This is a genomic window from Sporomusa intestinalis, from assembly GCF_055383785.1.
Window position 1 is genome coordinate 5310914 of record NZ_AP042390.1, and the last position, 22303, is coordinate 5333216.

Annotated in this window: 21 protein-coding genes; 3 read left to right on the forward strand and 18 right to left on the reverse strand. The window is 49.6% G+C overall.

Features of this window, described 5'->3' with window-relative positions:
- Positions 1–71: 71 nt before the first annotated feature.
- The 12 genes from ACZ481_RS24625 to ACZ481_RS24680 all read right to left on the reverse strand — a co-directional run bounded on the left by ACZ481_RS24625 (position 72) and on the right by ACZ481_RS24680 (position 12977).
- Entirely contained in the window at positions 72–1160 is a 1089-nt protein-coding gene (locus ACZ481_RS24625) for a glycosyl hydrolase family 18 protein (protein WP_464767984.1), read from the reverse strand.
- Between the two features lie 92 nt (positions 1161–1252).
- Positions 1253–2422 (reverse strand): pyridoxal phosphate-dependent aminotransferase, encoded by a 1170-nt coding sequence (locus ACZ481_RS24630; protein WP_464767985.1) that lies wholly within the window; start codon positions 2420–2422, stop codon positions 1253–1255.
- Positions 2423–2439: 17 nt separating this feature from the next.
- Positions 2440–3237 (reverse strand): ABC transporter ATP-binding protein, encoded by a 798-nt coding sequence (locus ACZ481_RS24635; RefSeq protein ID WP_464767986.1) that lies wholly within the window; start codon positions 3235–3237, stop codon positions 2440–2442.
- Between the two features lies 1 nt (position 3238).
- The gene (locus ACZ481_RS24640; RefSeq protein ID WP_464767987.1) at positions 3239–4039 is read right to left on the reverse strand and encodes an ABC transporter permease; all 801 of its coding nucleotides are present in this window, start codon (positions 4037–4039) and stop codon (positions 3239–3241) included.
- Between the two features lie 536 nt (positions 4040–4575).
- Complete coding sequence (locus ACZ481_RS24645) at positions 4576–5592, reverse strand: ABC transporter substrate-binding protein (protein ID WP_464767988.1); 1017 nt, start codon at positions 5590–5592, stop codon at positions 4576–4578.
- A gap of 179 nt (positions 5593–5771) precedes the next feature.
- Positions 5772–7019: an NPN-dependent 2-hydroxyacid racemase, LarAH10 family gene (gene larAH10, locus ACZ481_RS24650; protein ID WP_464767989.1), complete on the reverse strand. Its 1248-nt coding sequence runs from the start codon at positions 7017–7019 to the stop codon at positions 5772–5774.
- Positions 7020–7253: 234 nt separating this feature from the next.
- A complete protein-coding gene (locus tag ACZ481_RS24655) occupies positions 7254–8516 on the reverse strand; it encodes a dicarboxylate/amino acid:cation symporter (RefSeq protein WP_464767990.1) in 1263 nt (420 codons plus the stop codon).
- A 145-nt stretch (positions 8517–8661) separates the two neighbouring features.
- On the reverse strand, positions 8662–9522 hold the full coding sequence (locus tag ACZ481_RS24660) for a response regulator (RefSeq protein WP_464767991.1): 861 nt from the start codon (positions 9520–9522) through the stop codon (positions 8662–8664).
- Between the two features lie 9 nt (positions 9523–9531).
- A complete protein-coding gene (locus ACZ481_RS24665; protein ID WP_464767992.1) occupies positions 9532–10794 on the reverse strand; it encodes a sensor histidine kinase in 1263 nt (420 codons plus the stop codon).
- A 20-nt stretch (positions 10795–10814) separates the two neighbouring features.
- The gene (locus ACZ481_RS24670) at positions 10815–11468 is read right to left on the reverse strand and encodes an NUDIX hydrolase (RefSeq protein WP_464767993.1); all 654 of its coding nucleotides are present in this window, start codon (positions 11466–11468) and stop codon (positions 10815–10817) included.
- Between the two features lie 9 nt (positions 11469–11477).
- On the reverse strand, positions 11478–12491 hold the full coding sequence (locus ACZ481_RS24675; protein WP_464767994.1) for an FAD:protein FMN transferase: 1014 nt from the start codon (positions 12489–12491) through the stop codon (positions 11478–11480).
- Positions 12492–12674: 183 nt separating this feature from the next.
- Positions 12675–12977, reverse strand: coding sequence for an STAS domain-containing protein (locus ACZ481_RS24680; RefSeq protein WP_464767995.1), 303 nt, complete (start codon positions 12975–12977; stop codon positions 12675–12677).
- 362 nt (positions 12978–13339) lie between these two features.
- Between ACZ481_RS24680 and ACZ481_RS24685 the strand changes: the two genes are divergently transcribed.
- The 3 genes from ACZ481_RS24685 to ACZ481_RS24695 all read left to right on the forward strand — a co-directional run bounded on the left by ACZ481_RS24685 (position 13340) and on the right by ACZ481_RS24695 (position 16041).
- On the forward strand, positions 13340–14392 hold the full coding sequence (locus tag ACZ481_RS24685; protein ID WP_464767996.1) for an energy-coupling factor ABC transporter permease: 1053 nt from the start codon (positions 13340–13342) through the stop codon (positions 14390–14392).
- 87 nt (positions 14393–14479) lie between these two features.
- Positions 14480–15292, forward strand: coding sequence for a cobalt ECF transporter T component CbiQ (gene cbiQ / locus ACZ481_RS24690; RefSeq protein WP_464767997.1), 813 nt, complete (start codon positions 14480–14482; stop codon positions 15290–15292).
- Positions 15289–16041, forward strand: coding sequence for an energy-coupling factor ABC transporter ATP-binding protein (locus tag ACZ481_RS24695; RefSeq protein ID WP_464767998.1), 753 nt, complete (start codon positions 15289–15291; stop codon positions 16039–16041). The genes cbiQ and ACZ481_RS24695 overlap by 4 nt, the downstream gene beginning before the upstream one ends.
- A 561-nt stretch (positions 16042–16602) precedes the next feature.
- Here ACZ481_RS24695 and rfbD read toward each other — a convergent pair.
- Genes rfbD through ACZ481_RS24725 form a run of 6 tightly spaced genes read right to left on the reverse strand, consistent with a single transcriptional unit; the run spans position 16603 to position 22062 of the window.
- Positions 16603–17457 carry a dTDP-4-dehydrorhamnose reductase gene (rfbD, locus tag ACZ481_RS24700; RefSeq protein ID WP_464767999.1) on the reverse strand — a complete coding sequence of 285 codons (855 nt, stop codon included), beginning with the start codon at positions 17455–17457 and terminating at the stop codon, positions 16603–16605.
- On the reverse strand, positions 17454–18017 hold the full coding sequence (gene rfbC, locus ACZ481_RS24705) for a dTDP-4-dehydrorhamnose 3,5-epimerase (RefSeq protein WP_464768000.1): 564 nt from the start codon (positions 18015–18017) through the stop codon (positions 17454–17456). Before rfbC ends, rfbD begins: the two co-directional genes overlap by 4 nt.
- Entirely contained in the window at positions 18014–18898 is an 885-nt protein-coding gene (gene rfbA / locus ACZ481_RS24710) for a glucose-1-phosphate thymidylyltransferase RfbA (RefSeq protein WP_464768001.1), read from the reverse strand. Before rfbA ends, rfbC begins: the two co-directional genes overlap by 4 nt.
- A complete protein-coding gene (gene rfbB, locus ACZ481_RS24715; protein ID WP_464768002.1) occupies positions 18895–19971 on the reverse strand; it encodes a dTDP-glucose 4,6-dehydratase in 1077 nt (358 codons plus the stop codon). The genes rfbA and rfbB overlap by 4 nt, the downstream gene beginning before the upstream one ends.
- A gap of 49 nt (positions 19972–20020) precedes the next feature.
- On the reverse strand, positions 20021–21628 hold the full coding sequence (locus ACZ481_RS24720) for a GNAT family N-acetyltransferase (protein WP_464768003.1): 1608 nt from the start codon (positions 21626–21628) through the stop codon (positions 20021–20023).
- 11 nt (positions 21629–21639) lie between these two features.
- Positions 21640–22062 carry a sugar 3,4-ketoisomerase gene (locus ACZ481_RS24725; protein ID WP_464768004.1) on the reverse strand — a complete coding sequence of 141 codons (423 nt, stop codon included), beginning with the start codon at positions 22060–22062 and terminating at the stop codon, positions 21640–21642.
- Between the last annotated feature and the right edge of the window lie 241 nt (positions 22063–22303).

The following is a 22303-nucleotide window of genomic DNA, read 5'->3' on the forward strand; positions in this document are numbered from 1 at the left end:
ATGATTATCTTTATGCCTGATATTCTCGGTATGGCAAAAAAAACCTGCCGCCGGCGCGGCAGGTTTGCCAATTATTGCTGCTTGGGAAACTTTTTGTCGATAATTCCCCAAATCTCCGGCTGCTCCTGGCCAAGACGCCAGATCGCAATCCCGGCCGGGTTGTATTTGGCCACGATGTCCAGTTTGGCTGCTGTACTTTTATCATTTTCAAACCATACTTCATGGTTTTTGTATTTGAACCAGGGTGCCTGCGCTTTGTCATCATAATTGATTTTAGCGCCATTTTTTTCAGCCAGCACAATGGCGTCAACATATTTAATCGTTTCCCCTTCTTTGCCTACCCAGTCATAGCCATAAGCGCTGATGCCGATGATGACTTTATGGGGGCCGCCGGCTTGCTCAATTGCATAGTTAACATTTTTTTCAAACCACTCCACCGGCGCCACCGGCCCTGGTTCCGAAGTCGCCCAGTGGTTATCATAGGTCATAATCTGCAGAAAATCGGCATTAGGGGCCAGCTGCGGATAATCGTAAGCGCCGGATACGTCTTCGGCCACCTCAACCCGGGGGAATACGGAAACAATCACGGTTTTATTTATGGCCTTCATCTTGGGATACAGTTCAGCCATAAAGGCAGTCAGGTTGTCTTTGTGCTTGGGCGGCAACAGTTCAAAGTCAATATTGATACCGTCATAGCCTTTTTCCTGTACAAGTTTAACAATACTGTCGGTTACTTTGGTGCGAACTGCCGGATCGCCAAGTACCGCATCGGTAGAGCCGGTTTTATTTGTCACCAGCGGGTACAACTTTAGACCGGACTGCCGGGCTGTATCATAGACCAGTTGGCTGTCCTTAGCCTCAAGGGTGCCGTCTTTGGTAGCTTTGTACCAAAAGGGCCCCACAGCTGATAAACTCTTGGCATGAGCCTTCATACTGGGAAAAGAACCGCTCTGGTCAGGGGTGCCGGGCCAGGGGTTTTCATAGTAGCCAATAACCATGCGCGGGGGCATAGTACCATCGCCCGGTGCCTGCTGGTTCGGATCAAGGGGTTTCGGAGCCGGTTTATTGCCGGTGCCACAGCCACCAGCCAGGACAGCGGCTAAGACCAGCAGGATGATGAGGATACTGACGATAGTTTGTAAGCGACTGTTAGTGCACAATACTGTCACCCTTTCCGTAACGTAATTGATATACTCAATCTTAGTATTGGCGGGGCGCAAGTTCTTATGCCATATTCTTAAAAATTAATTGTTTACGAAAGTTTTATTGTCAGGGCCTGGGCAACCTGCGCCAGCGTCTCCCACTGTTTGCAGAAGCAAAACCGGACCTGGTGGCTGCCTTTGGTTTTATCCGCGTAAAAGGAGGATCCCGGGACAGTCGCAACACCGGCCAATTCAATGAGTCTGCGGCTAAAGTCGGTATCGTCGGTAATCTTTAGCTTTTGCATAAGGGGGCCGGCATCGGCCAGCACATAATAGGCCCCTTGCGGTAATGCGCACTGAAAACCAGCTTGCCGGAGGGCATTAAGAAAAAAATCACGGGCCTCGGTATAATGATTTTTCAGCCCTGCATAATATTCCGGCCCAAAGCTCATGGCCTCGGCCGCGGCATGCTGGAAGGGGGTCGGTGCACCGACGGTAAAAAAATCATGCACCTTTCTGATCCGCTGCGTAATCGGCGGGGCGGCAATGGCCCAGCCCACCCGCCAGCCGGTAACCGAATAGGTTTTGGAAATAGAGTTAATCGTAACTGTCCGCTCGGCCATACCCGGCAGGGAGCCAATCGATATATGCTCGGCCTCATCGTACAGGATATGTTCATAAATCTCATCAGCAACAACGTAGGTGTCCCATTTAACCGCCAGTCCGGCAATTTCCTGCAGTTCAGACCTGGTAAAGACCTTGCCGGTCGGGTTATTGGGGGTATTGATAATAATGGCCTTGGTTTTTTCATTAAAAGCGGCAGCCAGCTCGTCTGACGAAAAATGCCAGTCCGGCCCATATAATGTGACATAACGCGGAGTGGCCCCGGACAGGATGGAGTCAGGGCCATAATTTTCATAGAAAGGTTCAAAAATAATGATTTCATCGCCCGGATTAATCAGGGCCTTGAGTGTGGCAATCATGGCTTCCGTGGCGCCACAGGTAACAGTGATATCTGTGGCCGGATCACAGTCGATGTGATTGTAGCGGCGCACCTTGCGGCTGATGGCCTCCCGGAGCTCAGGCTCGCCAAAGGTAACGGGATACTGGTTGTACCCGGCTGAGATAGCGCGGATGGCAGCCGCCTGAATAGCCTTGGGGCTGTCAAAATCGGGAAAGCCCTGGGAAAGATTATAGCCGCCGGCCGCATCGCAAATCCTGGTCATCTCGCGAATGACTGATTCAGAAAATGTTTCGGTAATCCTAGATAAGGTTTTCATAACGTGCTCCCTCCGCCTTATGTATTGGTATTGGCAGCCTTCCAGGCTTCCTCCCGGATAAGCCCCATAACCTGACGCTTAATTTGCGTGAACTGTTCGCTCAGCTTCAGATCAAAGGTGCGCTGATCCGGCAGGTCCACCGCTATTCTGGCTTTGATCCTCCCTGGCCGGGCTGTCATGATATAGATTGTATCGCCAATAAAAACGGCTTCATCCACATCATGGGTGACAAAAAGAATTGTTTTATGCGATTCATCCCATACATCCAGCAGCAGTTCCTGCATGACTGTACGGGTTTGGGCATCCAGGGCACCAAACGGCTCATCCATGAGCAGCACCTCAGGGTCATTAGCCAGCGCCCGGGCAATAGCCACCCGCTGCTTCATGCCGCCTGATAAATCACGGGGGAAAAAGTTTTCAAAGCCTCTCAGGCCAATTTTATCAATATAGTGCTCAGACACTTCCTGGCGCTCATGCCTGGTTTTACCGGCAACATCCAGCCCAAACTCAATATTCTCCCGTACCGAAAGCCAGGGAAACAGGGTATAGGTCTGAAATACCATGCCCCGGTCCCGGCCGGGTTCTGTGATTTCGCGCCCGTCTAGGAGCACCCGACCGGAAGTGGGCGACTCCAGCCCGGCCACGATCTTTAAGATGGTGGATTTGCCGCAGCCCGAAGGCCCGAGGATGGTAACAAACTCACTGGGTTTAACGGTAAAACCGGCCTCGGCCAAAGCCGTAATCTGACCTTGTTTCCCGGTAAAGGTTTTACTGACACCGTCAATAATTAATTTTGCCTGCGCGGGTTCCGCCATATTACCGGCCTCCTTTCCCCAGCCACGGGAACATTCTGGCGTACAGCCATTTAAACAGAACATCAATAAGGATGCCGATTACACCGATAACAATAATGCCGACAATGATATTCCCGGTTTTTAAAAAGCGCTGTGACTGCATAATCATATACCCCAGACCAGAGCCGGCTGCGACGATTTCTGCAACAACCAGGTACGTCCAGGCCCAGCCAAAAGCGATTCGCAGGGTATCGACGATACCCGGCAGGCTGGCCGGCAATATGACCCGGCGGAACACGCCCAGCCGCGATACCCCCAGTGTATAAGCGGTGTCAATGAGGTCATGGGCCACATTTTTGGTAACATCCATAACCATCAGCGCCAGCGGAAAAAAGGTGCCAAAAAGAATAACAGCAATTTTTTCGCTCTCACCGATACCCAGCCAGAGAATAAACAGCGGAATAAAGGCTGATGCCGGCATATAGCGGATAAAACTTAACAGCGGCTCAACCAGCGCTTCACAAACTTTAAGGCTGCCCATCAAAATACCCAGCGGCACCGCAATCACTGCCGCCAGCACAAAACCGGCCGTAACCCTGACCACACTGGCCCAGATATCGGCCAGCAGATCAAACTCCGTAAATAACAATACTCCATCTTTCAGAACCTTGTCCGGCGGGGGTAAAAACATGGGGGGAATCATTTCGCTGTAAGTAAGCGCCGACCAGACGGCTCCAACAAGAACAAAGGTCAATGCGCTCAGCGTTATATACAGGGGCGCGGCAATTTCAGCTTTAGGTGTTAATAGTTTGCATTTGACCATGGTTCCGGCCTCCTTATGGTTAGAAATAATACGCTGCTCTGGGATAAAAAAAGACTTGGCTTGTGACAAGTCCCTCAGGACGCCGGCAGAAGCCGCCTGGGCCCTTTAGGGTATAGTCGTTCTTACTTATGATCAGAAACCGCTATACTCTCTGATCATGTCAGAAAACACGGCTTGCGCGGGGCCTTAGCGAAGGCGGAAGTCGCTGCTGCCCTGATCCAGACGGAAAGTTAACCTTGCTTACAGGATAAAAAAGGCCGCGTAGAGGCTGAAATTCCTCTAGCACGGCCTCATAGTACCTCATCTCCCTTAAAACCAAGGATATTTTGCGCATCTTTTCCCGCACTGCTGCGTTGTCGTCGCCTTACATATGTCCGATATGCGCGGCCCGCGCAAGTAATAAGAGACCTATCACCTACCGGCCTTATTAAAGCAGATCTTACTGAATAAGTTAGCGTCCTCCGCCTTGCATTGCGAAAAAATCTACGCAAACTATTCCCTCGATTTTAAGAAAGATGAGGTACTAGCCTTATCAGCTACTTAACCTTGGTTATAAACGTGTTGTCGATGTATTTGTTCAAATCCGGAGCCTGGGATAAAAGCTTCAGTTTAATATAAAAAGCACTGGCCCGGTTGCCCACTTCGTAAATCGCCCCCGGTTTTTCCTGGGTGCCATAAAACTCCAGGTTTTCCTGCAAGTCATAAAACTTAACCGTCTGGATATCGGCTGCCACCTCTTCGGGTTTCATCTTAAAAGCGGCTGCCAAAATCTTATTGGCTTCTTCGGGGTTTTTACTCATAAATTCAGTGGCCTCAGCCAGGGCCGCCACCACGGCTTGTACGGTTTCAGGATTACTTTTGGTGATATCTTCACGGAATGCTAATACATCGGCAATAAGCCCCGGCGTATCTTTCGTAGTAGCCAGCACGGTTTCGCCGGCAGCCCTGGCTTTGCCCAAATGGGGTTCCCAGGTAACAGCCGCAGCTACTTTGCCGGCCATAAAGGCGGACGCCGCTTCACTGGCCTTCATATCCACGGCTTTAATATCACTGTCTTGCAGTCCATGCTTTTCCAGCAGCGTGTTTAAAAAGAAATGCGCCGCCGATCCGCGGTGAAAGGCAACCTCTTTGCCTTTCAGATCAGCAACGGTTTCAATCCCTTGGCCTTTTTTTACAATCAGGCCGTCAGCGCCGTTAGATGCATCAAAGGCCCAGACAAATTTCATCGGCACCCCTTCACCGGCCGCGGAAACCGACACATCAAGGGAGGCGGCCATGGCTTGAATCTTACCGGCCACCAACGCCTGCTTGCGATCGCCGACACCTTCAATCGACTGCAGTTCCACATCCACGCCGCGGTTTTTAAACATGCCTTTTTCCTGGGCAACAAACAGGGCACCATATCCCGTCCACGGGGTATAGGCGATAATGACCGGTTTTTTCTCTGCTGCCTGCGGCGCGGCTTGCTGTACCGGTTTATTGGCGCCACAGCCGGCCGCCACGATAGCCAGCATGGCCGCGATAAGTACTAATATTACTATTTTTTTCTGCATAAAAATCCCCTCCTGCATAATATTTATAAAGCACAATTGAGGTATTTTCGCCACTTTTTCCTATATTTCCTGCATGGCATATAATCATTTTTTGTATTTAATTTTAGTATTTTTATGCAGATAGTCTTCAGCAGTTGGACGTTTTGCAAGGCACTACATTCCCCCCCTGGGGCATAACGCTAATACGAAACTCCTGACGACCAAGCTTGGCGGCCGCCAGTTGCAAGGCCGCTGCCAGTGAAACAGCAAACACCATGCCTGCCCTTTCCAGAAATCCCTGGTTTTCCGGCCGCGAAACAATAATAACCGGCATGGTGCTGGCAAATAAAGCCAAGCTTTAAGGCCACAAAGCCAGGTACTGTAAATCCTTCCCGCAAAGCCGCCTCGCGGTCATACAGGGTGGGATAGTCAAACCATTGGCTAAAATCAGGCGGTTCACTAATCTCCCGGCACTCCATAACAACAATCAGGATGCCGCCGGGCCTGACAGCCAGGCAGGCATTTTCAATAGCCTTGGATGCCTGATAAAAATTAATGTCTTTCGGATAACCGCCGGCCGAGGCAATAACCACATCAGCCGGCTCTGCAACCGGCACACCGGCAATCGCTGCTGCCTGGCGGCAGCCTGACAGCCAGGCCTCATGCCAGTGACCGGCAACAAAGCCGGCAAAACCACCGGCCGCGGTAAATACGGCGTTAAGGAGGAAATCCGGCTTAACCATAGCCGCTGCTTCTACCATATCCAGGTGCATCTCATTTGTCGCCAGATTGCCCTGCCGGCATTCCGGGTGCGGGCCGCTCCCCTGCTCAGGGCTTAAGCAAAGACGGTGATTGGCCTGGATGGTTTCATACCCGGCCACACCGGGGAGTATGGCTTTGCGTCCGCCGCCGAAACCAGCCATGGAGTGGTAAGTAATGCCCCCGGTCAGAATAACTTTACCGGCCTGGAGGACATGGCGGTTAATATAAACCGGTGTTCCCCGGCGGGTACAGCCGCAATAAGCAAAGTCGGCCTTTTCTACGGCCCGGCTTTGTACTATGTTTATCCGGCCAACCACCTCCTGGCCATAGGTCAGTATATTGTCATCCCGGGTATGCCGCCGGTGCGCCCCCAGTGCAGTCACCAGCGTTATGTTGCTGTCAGCGACCCCGGCGCTGTTAAGCTCATCCAGCAAAGCCGGCAGGAACAGGTCATGCCGGACCCACTGCCTGGTAATATCGGCAGCGATAACGACAATTTTGTCGCCTGGCTGCACCACTGCCCGCAAAGGCGGTGAAGCAACAGGGTGATTCAGGACTTCACGGACAACCCGGGCAACATCTGTAACAGGCGTGGTTTCACGGCCTTCAATATACGCAAGCAGGCTTTCCTGCGGCAGGCAAAGCGTTAGCGCCTGCAGCCCGAAAGCTAATGAAATCTGTTTCATCTCTGTAACTCCATTCCAGCCGGTTATCAATATATCCTTAATTCTACCGATTTTGCTTTTATCCTTTTTTCCATTAAAGAAAAAAATAAAGAAAATATAAACTTATGCTGCTACCCTGAAAAATACATTTCATCCTTTGCTGGGGCCGTTGTAACGGTAGGAGTGTTTATCTGGGCAAAAAAAAACAGACTGCCTGAGGCAGTCTGTAAAATTTACTGTTGATTATAGCAAGGATTAGTCTTCATAGCTTTGGGCATAAGCCACTTGCAGTACATCGTCAGGCAGCTCCTTCTCCCACCGGGCGACAACTACGGCCGCTACACAGTTACCGATCAGGTTACAGGCCGTACGGGCCATATCCAGAATACGGTCGACACCAAGAATGATGCCGATGCCTTCCACAGGCAGGCCGAAAGCGGCAGCTGTACCGGCGATAACAATCAGGGAGGCGCCAGGCACCGCAGCAATCCCTTTAGTAGACAACATCAGCGTAAGAACCATAAGGATCTGCTGAGAAATATCGAACGGCACGCCATAGACCTGGGCGATGAACACAACCGCCAAAGCGCTGTACAGGGTCGAACCGTCAAGGTTGAAGGTATAGCCGGTCGGTAATACGAAAGTGATAATATGCTTGGGCACGCCGAACTTCTCCAGCTTTTCCATGGCTATCGGCAATGCGGCTTCACTGGAGGCGGTTGAGAAAGCGATGAGGATTGGCTCTTTCAATGCCCGGAGCAAATGGAAGAAGTTCACGCGGATAACGAACGAGGCACTGAACAATACCAGGAAAATGAAAGCAATCAGGGCAAAATACAGGGAACCGATCAGCTTAGCCAACGGAATCAGCATCCCCAGGCCAAATTTACCGACAGTAAAGGCAATCAGGGCAAATACGCCGATCGGCGCCAGCTTCATTACATACCAGGTAAATTTAAACATAATCTCGGCAACGCTGATACACATCTCGACTGCCGGTCTGCCTTTTGTGCCCATGGCAGCGGCAGCAACACCGAAGAATGTCGAAAACAGGATGATTTGGAGCATATCACCCCGGCCCATGGCATCAACGATATTGGTAGGAACAATATTAACAAGCATTTGTGTCATATCAATGCTCTTGTTCGCGGCAGCAGCAGCGACACTGGCGTCACCGCCAGTAACATGAACACCAACACCAGGCTGGAAGATATTTACAACAACGAGACCGACAATCAGGGCCAACGTGGTGGCAATTTCAAACCACAAAATAGTTTTCGCGCCCAGACGGCCTAATTTCTTGAAATCGCCGGTGCCGGCAATACCCATAACCAGCGAGCTGAATACCAGGGGCACAACGATCATCTTGATCATACGGATAAACATATCCCCTACCGGCTTAAGCTCTACAGCATATTTAGGGAAGACATAGCCAAATATCACACCAAGGATAAGACCAATAAAAATCTGCGTTGTCAGGCCCATGCCTTTTTTCGGGGCAGCTTGAGGGTGAGACATAAATTACCTCCTTTTTGTTCTCTGCTTACATGATCTGTCAGAATTTAATGTAAATGAACCTCTATAAAAAACTACATAAACATACACAAAGTTTCATTGGCAACCAATAAGTATACATAATACAAATGACCCCGCCTGAGCGGGGTCATTCAGCTGCGAGAAACAGAAGTCCTTCGAGAAATTTCTTGATATTAATTTTTCCGTGATAGGTGCCTTTGCCTTGAACAAAAGCCATTTCCTGCCTGATTTCTTTGAAATCAAACAACGCGCCGCTGTACACCTCAAATTTATCGTTATGATAGTCTTCAATCCCCATATTGGCAACATTCTGCATAGCTTTCGCAATGGCCCGCCGTACCCGCTGCTCAATTGTCTTGACATCCTGGCCAATCGCCTGCGACAGCTCGTTATAGAGTTCATGCAGCTGGTAAGCCTGATGTTCCCCGCCTGTTACCCGGGAGTCTACCAGCTGGATCAGCTGGTGAATGTTCTTGGCTCCGGCCTCGCCAATAATGCCGAGTTCTGAAAACATCCGGTTAATCCGGTTCTTTTTGGTACTATCCTCCGCCTCGGCCGTACGTGACGGCGGAGTGCCATATTTGGCGGTTGTCTGGGAAATCAGCGACATCACGGCCCTCAGCCGCCTGCTTTCCTCAACCCTGCGGATGACTGAAACAATCTCCAGAACATTAATTGGCTTATGAATATAAAAATCTATCCCCGTTTGATAGGCTTTGGTAATCATTGGCTGGCTGGTACTCTCGGATACCATAATAAAGGAGGTATCCAGGGTGTTTTCCCGCATTTTTCTAATTAGTTCCACCCCGTCCTGGCCCGGTAAAAGCATATCGACTAAAGCAACATCGGGGGCATATTCAGTGATGAAGGCCTCGGCTTTTAACCCGTCACCACACTCGGCTACCACTGTCCCCAACTGATATTTATTGATAATATTGCCGATAATTCTCCGGACACTGACATCGTCTTCAATAATTACAAATCGCATTCGTTTATCCTACACCCCTTCATCATCCTGCCTGTTCTCCCTGGCAACGGCCAGCTTGGCCAGCGGCAAAGAGACGGTAAATACAGTTTTCCCCGGTTCCGAGATAAAAGTGATCTCGCCGCCCAGAAGTTCTGCCAGATTTTTGACATGAATTAAACCCAGGCCTGTTGACATTTGCCCGGTAACCTCGGAGAACTTTGTTGAATACCCCGGGGCAAAGATGAGTTCCCGGTCCTCGGCCCGGATGCCCGGGCCGTTATCGGCGACGGTGAGCACCAGCCTGCCGCCGCTGCAAAGCCCGGTCACAGCGATGACGCCTGCGCTCTGGGCGGCTTCCACCGCATTGGTAATAAGATTGTCCAGAATCGAAACAATGGTATAGTATTGGTCGGTAACAAGCTGTCCCTCATAATCAAAGGTAATTGTGACCGGCTTGTCCAGGCTGCTGATATAGCGCCTGGTATTCTGCTCCACAATTTGAAAAAATTCGTCTAAGGGCAGACCTTCCTCCGTAACGGCCACATCAAGAATCTCTTCGATTCCACGGGTGACACGGTAATAATCCTTCTTTACCTCATGAATGTCACGGGCAATGGCCAATGCCCGTGAGGTTGGCGAATCAGCCCGGGCCAGTTCACCCGGGTTGGCGGCATTGAGGGTTTGATACAGCGTATAGCCTTTTTCCATAACCAGCTCAATATCACCTGAGGATTTTTTCAGGTAAAATAACTCTGCTTTAAGCCTGGCGATAAGCAGGATGAGTTCCGCATAGCGGGCCGCATGATCCTCAGCCAGTACAAAGTCCCGGTAGCGTTTCAGCGAATAATAGCCGGCCACCGCCAGCAGCGCCCGCCCCACCCCCATTGTTACGACACTGGTTAAGACGGTCTCCAGACTGCGGCTGGCCAATTCCCAGCGAATCATCAGTTCCACACAGTTGCTGGCAATGTCACAGATGCTCAATAACAAAAGCAGGACCGGCACATTGCCGGTGTAATCCCGTATTCTGAGCAGGCTAAACAAAAGGCCGTAGGTAAGATAATAGCAAAAAGACGGCAGATTGTGGAGCGCAGCGCTCAGCAGTGTTTCATTAACAAAAGGATATTTTATCGCCGTACGCAATAAAAGAATGAGACCGCCCGAGGCCGCCGCCACCCGTATAATGGGTAAGCGCTCAAAATACAAGAGGAGGACGGCGAGCATGACCACACTAAGCGTAAAACGGAAATAACCATCAAACGGGTAGGTAAAAACCAGCCCGGTGATACTCACTAGCAGGACGATATGGAGAATCATGCCTTTGCCCCGGCGGCATGATTGCGGAAGATATCCAGAAAGCCTTCCAGCACGCCGGCTGTCAAGCCCCAGATAACATAGTGTTTATATTGATAAAACAATACCTGGTATTTATATCGCCGCCGGTAATCCTGAGGGTAATCCGGCGGTAAGAGATCAAAGGGGAAACCGGCCAGTGGTTTGGTTGCCATCTCCATTGACGCTGCCCGCGGCTTGGTATTAAGCAAAAATTCCAAGGGGACGGTAAATACCTCAGCCACTTCATCGGCATTCGGTGTAAGCGGCAGCCCCGCCGCCAAGTGGATGACAAACGGGTAAATCATTACGCCGATAGGATTAACCATAATATCGAGCGGCCCCAGTACCTCTATCGCCTCAGGCTGCACAGCAAGCTCCTCAATCGTTTCCCGCACAGCCGCAGCCAGGGGGCTGCTGTCCGCGGCCTCAATCCGGCCGCCGGGAAAACATATTTCGCCAGGCTGCCACTGCAGGCTGCCTGACCGTACCTCAAACAAAACAGAAGGCTGGCCGGCAACATCAACCAGCGGTACAGTAACAGCTGCCTGCAGGTAATGATCAGCATTCGCAATTTTTACTGAATGGCTGCGCAGCTCGGCAGCCACTTTGCTGCTTATTTGCTTTATATCCATATTGTCCACCTAAAACTCTATTTTTCCCGTTAATCCGGGGGTTACAACCTTTTGGCCGTCATTAGTAATGAAAATAGCCTCCGTATCGGGAAATTGCTGTAATAACTGCTGCCCCTTTTCCACCCCAAGTACAAACAGGGCCGTGCTTAAGACATCGGCCTCGTTGTCTGCCTTAGAGACAACAGTAACACTGATCACCTGCCGGGGCTGACTTCCGGTACGGGGATCGATAATATGGGCATATCTCACATTATCTTTAATAAAAAAACGCTGATAATCACCGGAAGTTTCCAGTGAGTCCCACTCCGTCAGCGCCACTTTGGCGGCTAAGCCTTCCATATCCCGGGGGTCCTGCACGCCAACCCGCCAGGCTTGCCCGTCAGGCCTGGTGCCGACAACCCGTACTTCGCCGCCGGCATTTATCAGCGCCGACTTTATCCCTTTGGCCTTTAGGACCTCAACCGCTTTGCGGTTCGCATAGCTTTTGGCAACTGCCCCCAGGTCAATCCGCATACCTGCCTGAGGTAAAAATACAGTATTGTTTTGTTCATCAACTTCCAGCAAGCGATAATTGACCAGTGGCAGCACCGACTCAATCTCTGCCTGACTTGGTATAAAATCCCCTTTATGCCCCACACCCCAAAGCTCGGTCAGCGCTCCTACGGTTATATCCAATGCCCCGGCAGATTTTTCTGAGCGGTCCCGGGCCAGCTTAAGCATGGCAATAATGTCCGGGTCAACCTGGACTTTGCTTTTACCTGCTGCCGCATTGATCTTAGTTACCTGGCTATCAGCATCAAAACGATTAGTTAGTTCATTAATACGTCTAAACTCGGCAAATGCAGCTTTAACAGCGGCTTCATTGTCCTGGCCATAGGCTGTTATATCAATAATGGTATCCATTAAAAATTGTGTTTCTTTGTAGGCTTTGGGTGCAAATAACGCACCGGTTCCACAACCGGCGCTAAATACTAGCAGGATAGTCAAACAGATGCTTACCAGCACGGGACGTAGACCCTTCATTAACGACAGCCCTCCGGATACATATTATTCTAAAGTACCTCCATACTATTCGGGTTTTGGTAAGTAAAAACCTGCAAAAGCAAAAATTTGCATAATTCCGTTAATTCAAAACCAGCTTAACCAATCGGCTGAGAACGCATAAGCGGCCACTCTGACCTGAGTGGCCGTTTATTGGTTACCTGATTAAAGAATCTCAAACACCTTATTCAGGCGGGTCAGCTCAAATAATTCCTTAACGATTCCTTGAATGCCTTTGATTGCCACGCCACCACCGTTTTGCACAGCCCGCTTTTGTACCGCAACCAGCACGCCTAAACCGGAACTGTCGATATAATCGACCTTTTGCATCGTAATAACAAATCGTCTAAACCCCTGATCAATATATTCAATCAGTTTTGCTCTGATAGCCGTGGCTTCTTCCACATAAATACTGCCGGTAAGCGTGACATGTACTTCGTTGTCTACTACTGAGATATCCTGAAACATGCTCAACCCTCCTTTGCCGAAATTACACTCGCTTTTGCTATTTCTTATTATAACACTGATTCGCCGTTTCGTTGCTAAATTAACTGCCAACTATAAATAAAAATTAAAAACATCATAAATTATGCAGGAATAAGCAAATCCATAACGAATAATTCCCACTGATGAAATATTCGCAAAACAGTGTATCATGATGATACTTGAAGTTCTGAAGAGCTAACTTATATTTCATCCAACTGGATACCGGTGAAATAAGGCTACGAAAGTCTCATCCCAGCAGCAGTGCCGGGGGTTTCTTAGTAGCCTTTTTTTGTTGGTATAGTACTGTGCCGGTTAAAATATTATTGATTAGGAGTTGATTTGACATGCATATGGCAGACGCGTTAATCTCACCGGCAGTCGGCGGGGTTATGTGGGCAGCAACAGCCGGTTTGGCTGCTTATGCCGCGAAAAAGGTCCAAAACGAGCTCGATGATCGCAAGATCCCGTTAATGGGCGTGCTGGGAGCTTTCGTCTTTGCAGCGCAAATGATTAATTTTACGATCCCGGGAACCGGCTCCAGCGGCCACTTGTGCGGGGGGCTCCTGCTGGCCGTTTTGCTCGGCCCCCAGGCTGCTGCTTTAACGATTGCGTCTATTTTAACAATTCAGTGTTTGTTTTTTGCCGATGGCGGCCTGTTAGCCCTTGGCGCCAATATCTTTAACATGGGTTTTATTGCCTGCTTTATCGCCTACCCTTTTATCTACAAACCATTAACAGCCAATAACCCTTCCCAGGGACGGATATTTGCCGCCTCCCTGTTAGCAGCCGTTGCCGGCCTGCAATTAGGGGCCTTCGGGGTCGTGCTGGAAACACTCTTTTCGGGAATTTCCGAATTGCCCTTCTCTGCTTTCGTGCTCCTCATGCAGCCTATCCATTTAGCAATAGGGTTAGTCGAAGGCCTGATTACAGCAGTTATTGTTTTATTTGTTATGAAAGAATCACCGGAAATGCTGCAAAAAACGGCACAGGGACAGCCATGGGGCGCTATCCCTGTCAAAACTGTTTTTATTACCCTGCTAATTGCCGCCACCCTCACCGGCGGGGCGTTAAGCTGGTTCGCCTCTGCCAATCCGGATGGGCTGGAATGGTCCATTGCCAAGGTAACCGGCGAACCTGAGTTAAATGCCCCGGCAGGAATTCACAGCTTTTTTGCCGGAATACAGGAAAAAACTTCCTTCCTGCCTGATTATAACTTTAAGCAGCCAGCCGCAGAAACTCAAGCCGCCTCTGCCGGCGTCCATACCGCGGAGGCTGAAGAAACGGCAGCCTGGCCGGCTGTTGACAGCGGCACTTCCCTGGCCGGGATTATCGGCTCGATCATGACTTTAGCCCTTGCCTATCTCATCGGTAAAGGCCTGCAGCGGTTCGCACGATAACCGGAAACTTACGTAAGGGGATACGGCCAACCGTATCCCCTGATATATGCGTCACTTTCCTATATGGTTTGCAAAAGAGGTTGATTTATGCTGAAATTGGAAGCAAACTGGATTGATTTACGTTATCTTGATGCGCTCTCCACCCAGGACACCTTGATTCACCGCCTCAACCCCTGCGTAAAGCTCATTACCACGCTTATATTTATCCTTGCCGTTACTTCTACGCCCAAATATGAAATTACCGGACTGTTGCCGTTCTTTTTATTCCCTGCAGTCTTAGTTTCACTCGGCAAGCTGCCCTTGTCTTTAATCCTGAAACGGGTGTTGATTATTGCCCCTTTTATCATATTTATCGGCATTTTTAATCCATTGCTTGATCAGACACCGGTTATCCGTATCGGCTCGCTGAGCATTAGCAGCGGCTGGATTTCCTTTTTCTCACTCACAATCAGATTGTGTTTGACAGTGACTGCGGCTTTGCTTTTAGTGGCAACAACAGGTATTGATGCTTTATGTTCGGCCTTGCTGAAGCTAGGTGTGCCTAAAATTATTGTAACCCAGCTGTTATTCATGTATCGTTATATACATGTCCTGGTGGAAGAATTTATTCGCTGTATCACAGCTTACAGCCTGCGGTCTTTCCATGGCGAGGGAATCCGGTTCCAGGCCTGGGGTTCCCTGTTGGGCCAGCTCCTGCTTCGTTCTATTGACCGTGCCGGCCGTATTTACCAGGCCATGCTCTGCCGCGGCTTTGACGGTAAGTTCCGGCTCCTTCGCACCAGCACCCTGACAGGAGCTGATATATTGTATTTCACCTTTTGGGTTACTTTCTTCCTGATCGCCCGCTGGTTTAACCTGCCACAGGTATTTGGCACTTTACTCCTGGAGGTATCGAAATGAGCCATCATATCGTAGAACTAAAAGATGTTACCTACACGTATCCGGACCGGACGGAAGCGTTGCGGGGCTTGTCGGTACGCATTACGCACGGGGAATCGGTGGCCATTGTCGGCGCCAATGGCTCAGGCAAAACCACGCTTTTATCACACCTGACCGGGGTGCTCCTGCCATCTTCAGGGAGCGTAAATATTGGCGGTTACCCGGTCACGAAACACACCCTGCCTCAGGTGCGCCGGGCAGTCGGCATGGTTTTTCAGAATGCTGACGACCAGCTGTTTATGCCTACAGTGTATGATGATGTGGCTTTTGGATTATTAAACCTGGGCTTTTCCCCGGCCGAAGTGGAGGTCAGGGTAACCGCCGCCCTGAGTACGGTAGGAGCTTTGCCGCTTAAGGATCGTACCCCTTACCGGCTGTCAGGCGGCCAAAAGCGGGCTGTTGCCATTGCCGCGGTTATCGCGATGGCCCCATCTGTCTTAGTAATGGATGAGCCTACGGCCGGGCTTGATCCCAAGGCCCGCCGTCAATTGATTACCCTGCTTAATACCTTTACCCATACTAAAATTATTGCAACCCACGACTTGGATTTAGTAGTTGACCTATGCCCCCGTACAGTAGTTATCGGCGCCGGCAGGGTGATTGCCGACGGACCAACGCTGGATGTTTTTAGCAACCAGGACCTTCTTGACAACGCGCACCTGGAAAAACCTTTTCGCATGCAGGGCTGCCCTGTATGTTGCCCCGCATAGAATTTAAAAACCCCCATCATAGGATTCCGGCATGCCGGAATCCTATGATGGGGGTTTTTATAATTGTGTATACTCTGACACGATCAGTGGCAGACCCCGAATAAAATTCATTCTGTCACCAATCGGCTATGTATACTTTATTCTTGTATTTATTATAACATCTGTGTATACAAAAATCAATCTGATTTTTGAACTGATTTTTTAAGCATAAACTGCGTTAGCAGGCGCTAATTATCACGTAAATGAGCCGGCCTGGGGGACCGGCTCATTATAAGTAGAGAATTCAATTCATATCGGCTAACAGCTGCAACTGTCTTCATCCCCGAAGCAGGTTAACAGTAATATTATGATGATAATCACAATACACCAACTGTTACCGCGGCCATGTCCGCCGCAACCGCCAAAACCAAAACCCATGTCATTCCCTCCTTCGTTTAACTGCATTAATAAGGTTAATTCAATGTAGTTTATGCAATACCCGGCCATTAAGTGACTCGTGCAGCTGATTGAGGCCGAAACCACTTTGCCATCTGCGGATAATAAAAATGGATAACCCTCCGGTTATCCGCAAAAATCATTGTTCAGGTTGTTTATATAAGCCTGAAGTCCCTCTTGCCAGGAACGGAAATAATCGCCGCCTGCCAGTTCCAGCATATAATTGCGCAATACGGAATAGGCGGGCCGGGGTGCCGGCAAGGCAAACTCCTGGCTGCTGATTGGCCTTACGTCTGTGCTTCGCCCGGCAAGCCGTACAATCTCCCGGGCGAATTCATACCAGGTGCACTGGCCCTTGTTAGACATATGATACGTACCATAGTCCCAGGTGTTCACCAGCCTCATAATGCCCCGGGCCAAGTCCAGGGCATTTGTCGGCGAGCCGGTCTGATCGTTGACAATGGTGAGAAACTCACGTTCTTGGGCAAGCTTTAAAACGGTAAGGACAAAATTATGTCCCCGCCCATAAAGCCAGGAAGTTCTGACAATATAAAGCCGGGGACAAATCCTGGCGGCAATTTTTTCCCCTTCCAGCTTGCTCCGTCCGTACATATTCAGCGGATCCGGCTGATCAAACTCGGTATAGGGGCGGCTGCTTTTTCCGTCAAATACGTAATCCGTGCTGATATATGTTAATGTACTGCCATAATGCAGGCAGGCTGCAGCTATATTCCGCGTGCCGATCACATTCACCTTGAATACAGTGTCAACCTGAGCCTCGGCTGCGTCAACCGCAGTAAATGCGCCGGCATGAATAACAACCTCGGGCCGAATTTGATTAAAAACAGAGCGAATCTGGCAGGTATCGGTAACATTTAATTCCTTGGAGCTAAAAGCGTAAAGCCGTATACCGGCTGTATCTGTCAGTTCGCTAAAGGCCTTCCCTAGTTGACCTGTGCCACCGGTAATTAACACTTTCATCTGTCGATCCTCAAACTGGGCAAACACGCCGGCGGTATGGATTTAAACGCAGGGAATTGCTTATCTTTGGCCGATAAGATAGGTTCGGCCACTGGCCAGGTTATGGCCAAATCCGGATCATTCCAGCAGATGCCGCCCTCATGCTCAGGGTAATAAAAGTCCGTACATTTATAACTCAATAATGCACTCTGGCTCACTACGCAAAAACCGTGGGCAAAACCTTCAGGAATATACAATTGCTTTCTATTATTTGCGGTTAAACTGATACCGACCCATTGGCCGAATGTCGGTGAACCATTTCTGATATCCACTGCCACGTCAAATACTTCTCCCTCCAGAACCTGCACTAGTTTCCCCTGGGGATGGGGCTGCTGAAAATGAAGTCCCCGCAGAATTCCCTGAGCCGATAAGGATAAATTATCCTGAACAAATAGGGCATCAATACCTATTTCCGCATAGCGGGCCGCATTCCAGGTCTCTGTGAAAAAACCCCGGTTATCTGCAAAAATATCAGGCTCAATGACCTTTACCGCCGGCAACGCCGTTGCATAGCATTTCATGATAGCGCCCCCTCCTGCGCTATATTCTGTAAATACCGGCCATAGCTGTTACTGTTATATATTTGGGCCATGCGCAGGACTTGATCAGCTGAGATATACCCCATGCGAAAGGCAACCTCTTCCGGGCAGGCAATTTTTAAGCCTTGCCTTTGTTCAATTGTTTCAATAAAATTGGCTGCTTGCAGCAGTGTATTGTGAGTCCCGGTATCAAGCCAGGCAATCCCCCGGCCCAGGCATTCAACCTTGAGCTGTCCTTTAGTGAGATACAGCTTGTTGATATCGGTGATCTCCAGTTCGCCCCTGGCGCTGGGTTTAAGGTTCAGGGCCATGTCGACTACCTGGTCATCATAAAAATATAAACCGGTTATCGCATAATTTGATTTGGGATTTTTAGGTTTTTCTTCAATGCCAATCGCTGCTCCCGCTTTATCAAACTCAACTACGCCGTATTGTTCAGGCTGACTGACCCGGTAGCCAAAAACAGTAGCTCCAGCGTTATTACCGGCGGCTTTGCGGAGTTTGACGCCAAGGCCGTTGCCATAATAAATATTGTCCCCAAGCACTAAGGCACAGCCGTCACTGCCGACAAAATCCTGCCCGACAATAAACGCCTGGGCAATCCCCCCGGGATATGGCTGGGCTGCGTAGCTGATGTTTATGCCCCATTGAGTGCCATCTTTCAGTAGTTGCTGGTACAAAGGCAGATCCAGCGGTGTTGATATAACCAGTATATCTGTGATACCCGACAGCATCAGTGTTGACAGTGGATAGTAGATCATTGGCTTATCATACACCGGCATAAGCTGCTTGCTTACTACTTGAGTCAGGGGATACAGCCTGCTACCTGTACCGCCGGCTAAAATTATACCTTTTTTAATCATTCCTCACACTCCTGGCCGTTAATAAGGCCCAAACGCTCATAGCGATATCGGCCTGATGTAACTGCTTCACACCAATCGAGGTTAGCCAAATACCACTCGACTGTCTTGGTGAGTCCGGTTGCAAACGATTCCCGGGGAATCCACCCAAGCTCGGCCTGCAGTTTGGCGGCATCAATAGCATAACGGTGGTCATGGCCGGGGCGGTCCTTAACAAAAGTTATGAGTTCACAGTAATCCTCCCTGGTCCTGCAGGGTTTCAGCGTGTTCAGCAAATTGCAGATTGCCCGGACTACCTGCAAATTCGTCTGCTCGTTATTGCCACCGACATTATAGACCTCTCCAGGCCGCCCATAGGCCAGCACTGTTAATAAAGCACCGCAATGGTCCTGTACATTGAGCCAATCCCGGATATTGCTGCCGTCACCGTAAACAGGCAGCGGCTTGTCGGCCAGCGCGGTAAGAATGATTAAGGGGATAAGTTTTTCGGGGAATTGATACGGTCCGTAATTGTTAGAGCAGTTGGTTATCAAAACAGGCAGGCCATAGGTCTGAAAATAGGCCCGCACCAGATGATCCGACGCGGCCTTGGAGGCTGAATAAGGCGAATTAGGTGCATACCTGGTCGCCTCTGTAAAATATCCATCCGCTCCTAATGAGCCGTAAACTTCATCAGTGGATATATGGAGAAACCGAAACGTTGTCTGCTTGGCCGGGTCCAGATTAGACCAGTAATCACGCACGCACTCCAGCAGTTCAAAGGTGCCGACGATATTTGTCTGGATAAATGTTCTCGGGCCATCAATCGACCGGTCTACATGGGATTCAGCCGCCAGGTGAACAACCCCGTCCGGCCGGTATTGCGCAAGCAATTGCCGCAACAAGGCCCGGTCCTCAATGGCGCCTTGGACAAAAGTGTGCCGCGGCTGATGGTGCAGCGATTTCAGATTAGTTAGGTTACCTGCATAGGTCAGCTTATCCAGATTAATAACATGGCAGCCTGTATTTTCAATAACATAATGAACAAAATTACTGCCAATAAAACCGGCCCCGCCTGTAACAAGCAGTGTTTGCACAAAGTCACCTCCAGTTACTCTGAGTTAGTGGACTAGGTGGGGTGATAGTCTATATATTTTTCAGCATGGGGGTAGAGGGTACACCATTAATGATTTGCTCCTGCCCATAGGCAATAAACCCCATTTTCTCATAGAAAGGAACGGCATAGGCAAAAGCGCCTACTGTTATCTGCGTTAGCCCTTCATGATCCTGCCTGCATTTATTTATGCCTGCAGCCAAAAGGTTTTTGGCAATGCCATTTCCGTGCCATTCCTCTGCCGTAAACAACAGGAGCATATGGTTGACATAATAGAACTCAACTACGCCAATAATCTGATCTTCCTTTCTGGCAACAAGCATAAAGGCGTTTGTTAACAACCGGTTCTTGATTTTTTCCTCCGCAATAAGGTTATGAAAGCTGCGTTTGCCTTCTTCCGCAAAGGCAGGTGCATTATATTTATCAAAGACTCGCTTTACAAGATTGGTTACCTGGCTGAGTTCAGCAACAGTAACCTCGCCGATCGTATACTCCCCCAACGCATTGCTGCCGGTGTACAGCCCAGGTAACGGCCCGCTGCTTTTGCCATAATTATTGAGGGTTTGAATCACCGTACTGGCCATGTTAATCTTTTGGTGGGGGCCGATGGGCAGACTTAATACTTCCTGGGCTAAAAGTTCAGTCAAGGGAAAATCACCGGCCGTAAAGCCCAGGTCATGGTACGCTCCTGATAAATGCGGCGGTATCGGGTAATGAATTAATGTTTCAATTTCTTTGTCTTTTAGATAGGTTTGCAGCTCGTCTCTGCGGCTGCTTCTGATAACAAACAAATGCCAGGCAGGCTCTGCCCACTCGGGAACATAGGGCACAGACAACTCTTCGCTGTTTAGTTTCTGCAGGTATATCTCGGCCAGACTTCGTCTGCGCCGGTTCCATTCGTCCAAATGCTTTAGCCTTACCCGTAAAAATGCGGCCTGCAGTTCATCCAGCCGGGAGTTAAAGCCCTGGTATTCATTAATATATTTGATTTTTGAGCCATAGTTTCTTAATGACCGTACCGTAGCCGCCAGTACATCGTCATTTGTTGTTACAGCCCCGGCATCACCGTAGGCCCCGAGATTTTTGCCGGGATAGAAACTAAAACCGGCCGCATCCCCCAGGCTGCCGGTATGGCGGCCTTTGTAAACCGCCCCCTGAGCCTGAGCGGCATCTTCCAGCACTTTTAGGTGATGTTGTCTTGCTATGCTATTGATGGCATCCATATCTGCCGGCTGCCCATAAAGATGGACAGCAATAATCGCCTTTGTCTTCTGGCTGATGGCGGCAGCTATTTTACCTGAATCCAGATTGTAGGTCTCCGGATTCGGTTCTACAGGCACAGGCCGGGCACCGGCATAAGTAACCGCCAGCCAGGTGGCAATATAAGTATTGGCCGGTACAATAACCTCATCGCCGGCCCCAATCCCCCAGGCCCGCAGCACCAGATGCAGTGCTTCCAGACCATTGCCTACACCAATGCAATGTTTTACCCCGCAATAGCGGGCAAATTCGTCTTCAAAACGGCTGAGCTCATCACCCATTATATACCAGCCTGACTCCATGACCCGGCGGTAAGCCGCATCGCATTCTGACTGGAGTTCCCGGTAAGTGGCTTTTAAATCTAAAAATGGAATATGCATATTCTCCCCCTTTAACTGGCGGAAGTTGAACCCTGAACGGCTTTGACAAACATATCATAATCACGGTAGTAGTCTGTCTCGTCATAAAAATCAGAAGCCAATACCATGCATACCGATGCGGATGAAAAGTTATCCAGTTCCCGCCATATCATGCCGGGAATATATAAACCCTGATAACTGCGGTTTAAGTGTATTTTCGCTTGCCGGAAACCATCATCAACAATCACGTCAAAGCTCCCCGACATAGCAACAATTACCTGCTCCAGCTTCATGTTTGCATGGCCGGCGCGGGTCGCCCCGCCGGGAACATCATACAAATAAAATATCCTTTTAAAATCAAAAGGAATATGGCGCCCGGTTTCAATGACACTGAGATTTCCCCGTGGATCATGGATCTTGGGCAACTCGATCAGCTTGATCTGCTCCACACCCATACACTGAATCCCTCCTCGGCAATCTATCTCCCATCGCCTGCTGTCACTGTAGGTCCCAAAAATAATTGTAGAAAGCCCTCCTACTGCAGATGGCTCCAAAATAGAACTGATTGATTTACCAGTCTCAACTTCTATCATAATATGCAGTGACCAGCTAAGTTGACAGCACTCCGCAAAAATTAACAGCCTGACTGCCGCAAAATAAAAAGCCTGTGCCAAGTTGTTGTGAGTGTCCCCCCTG

Coding starts and splice junctions, on each gene's coding strand:
- ACZ481_RS24670 (WP_464767993.1), bottom strand. CDS start 11,468: ATGGATATAAAGCAAATAAGCAGCAAAGTGGCTGCCGAGCTGCGCAGC.
- rfbD (WP_464767999.1), bottom strand. CDS start 17,457: ATGAAAGTGTTAATTACCGGTGGCACAGGTCAACTAGGGAAGGCCTTT.
- ACZ481_RS24675 (WP_464767994.1), bottom strand. CDS start 12,491: ATGAAGGGTCTACGTCCCGTGCTGGTAAGCATCTGTTTGACTATCCTG.
- ACZ481_RS24680 (WP_464767995.1), bottom strand. CDS start 12,977: ATGTTTCAGGATATCTCAGTAGTAGACAACGAAGTACATGTCACGCTT.
- ACZ481_RS24725 (WP_464768004.1), bottom strand. CDS start 22,062: ATGGGTGTGGAGCAGATCAAGCTGATCGAGTTGCCCAAGATCCATGAT.
- ACZ481_RS24685 (WP_464767996.1), top strand. CDS start 13,340: ATGCATATGGCAGACGCGTTAATCTCACCGGCAGTCGGCGGGGTTATG.
- ACZ481_RS24695 (WP_464767998.1), top strand. CDS start 15,289: ATGAGCCATCATATCGTAGAACTAAAAGATGTTACCTACACGTATCCG.
- ACZ481_RS24640 (WP_464767987.1), bottom strand. CDS start 4,039: ATGGTCAAATGCAAACTATTAACACCTAAAGCTGAAATTGCCGCGCCC.
- rfbA (WP_464768001.1), bottom strand. CDS start 18,898: ATGATTAAAAAAGGTATAATTTTAGCCGGCGGTACAGGTAGCAGGCTG.
- ACZ481_RS24660 (WP_464767991.1), bottom strand. CDS start 9,522: ATGCGATTTGTAATTATTGAAGACGATGTCAGTGTCCGGAGAATTATC.
- ACZ481_RS24635 (WP_464767986.1), bottom strand. CDS start 3,237: ATGGCGGAACCCGCGCAGGCAAAATTAATTATTGACGGTGTCAGTAAA.
- ACZ481_RS24630 (WP_464767985.1), bottom strand. CDS start 2,422: ATGAAAACCTTATCTAGGATTACCGAAACATTTTCTGAATCAGTCATT.
- ACZ481_RS24720 (WP_464768003.1), bottom strand. CDS start 21,628: ATGCATATTCCATTTTTAGATTTAAAAGCCACTTACCGGGAACTCCAG.
- cbiQ (WP_464767997.1), top strand. CDS start 14,480: ATGCTGAAATTGGAAGCAAACTGGATTGATTTACGTTATCTTGATGCG.
- ACZ481_RS24655 (WP_464767990.1), bottom strand. CDS start 8,516: ATGTCTCACCCTCAAGCTGCCCCGAAAAAAGGCATGGGCCTGACAACG.
- ACZ481_RS24645 (WP_464767988.1), bottom strand. CDS start 5,592: ATGCAGAAAAAAATAGTAATATTAGTACTTATCGCGGCCATGCTGGCT.
- larAH10 (WP_464767989.1), bottom strand. CDS start 7,019: ATGAAACAGATTTCATTAGCTTTCGGGCTGCAGGCGCTAACGCTTTGC.
- rfbC (WP_464768000.1), bottom strand. CDS start 18,017: ATGAAATGCTATGCAACGGCGTTGCCGGCGGTAAAGGTCATTGAGCCT.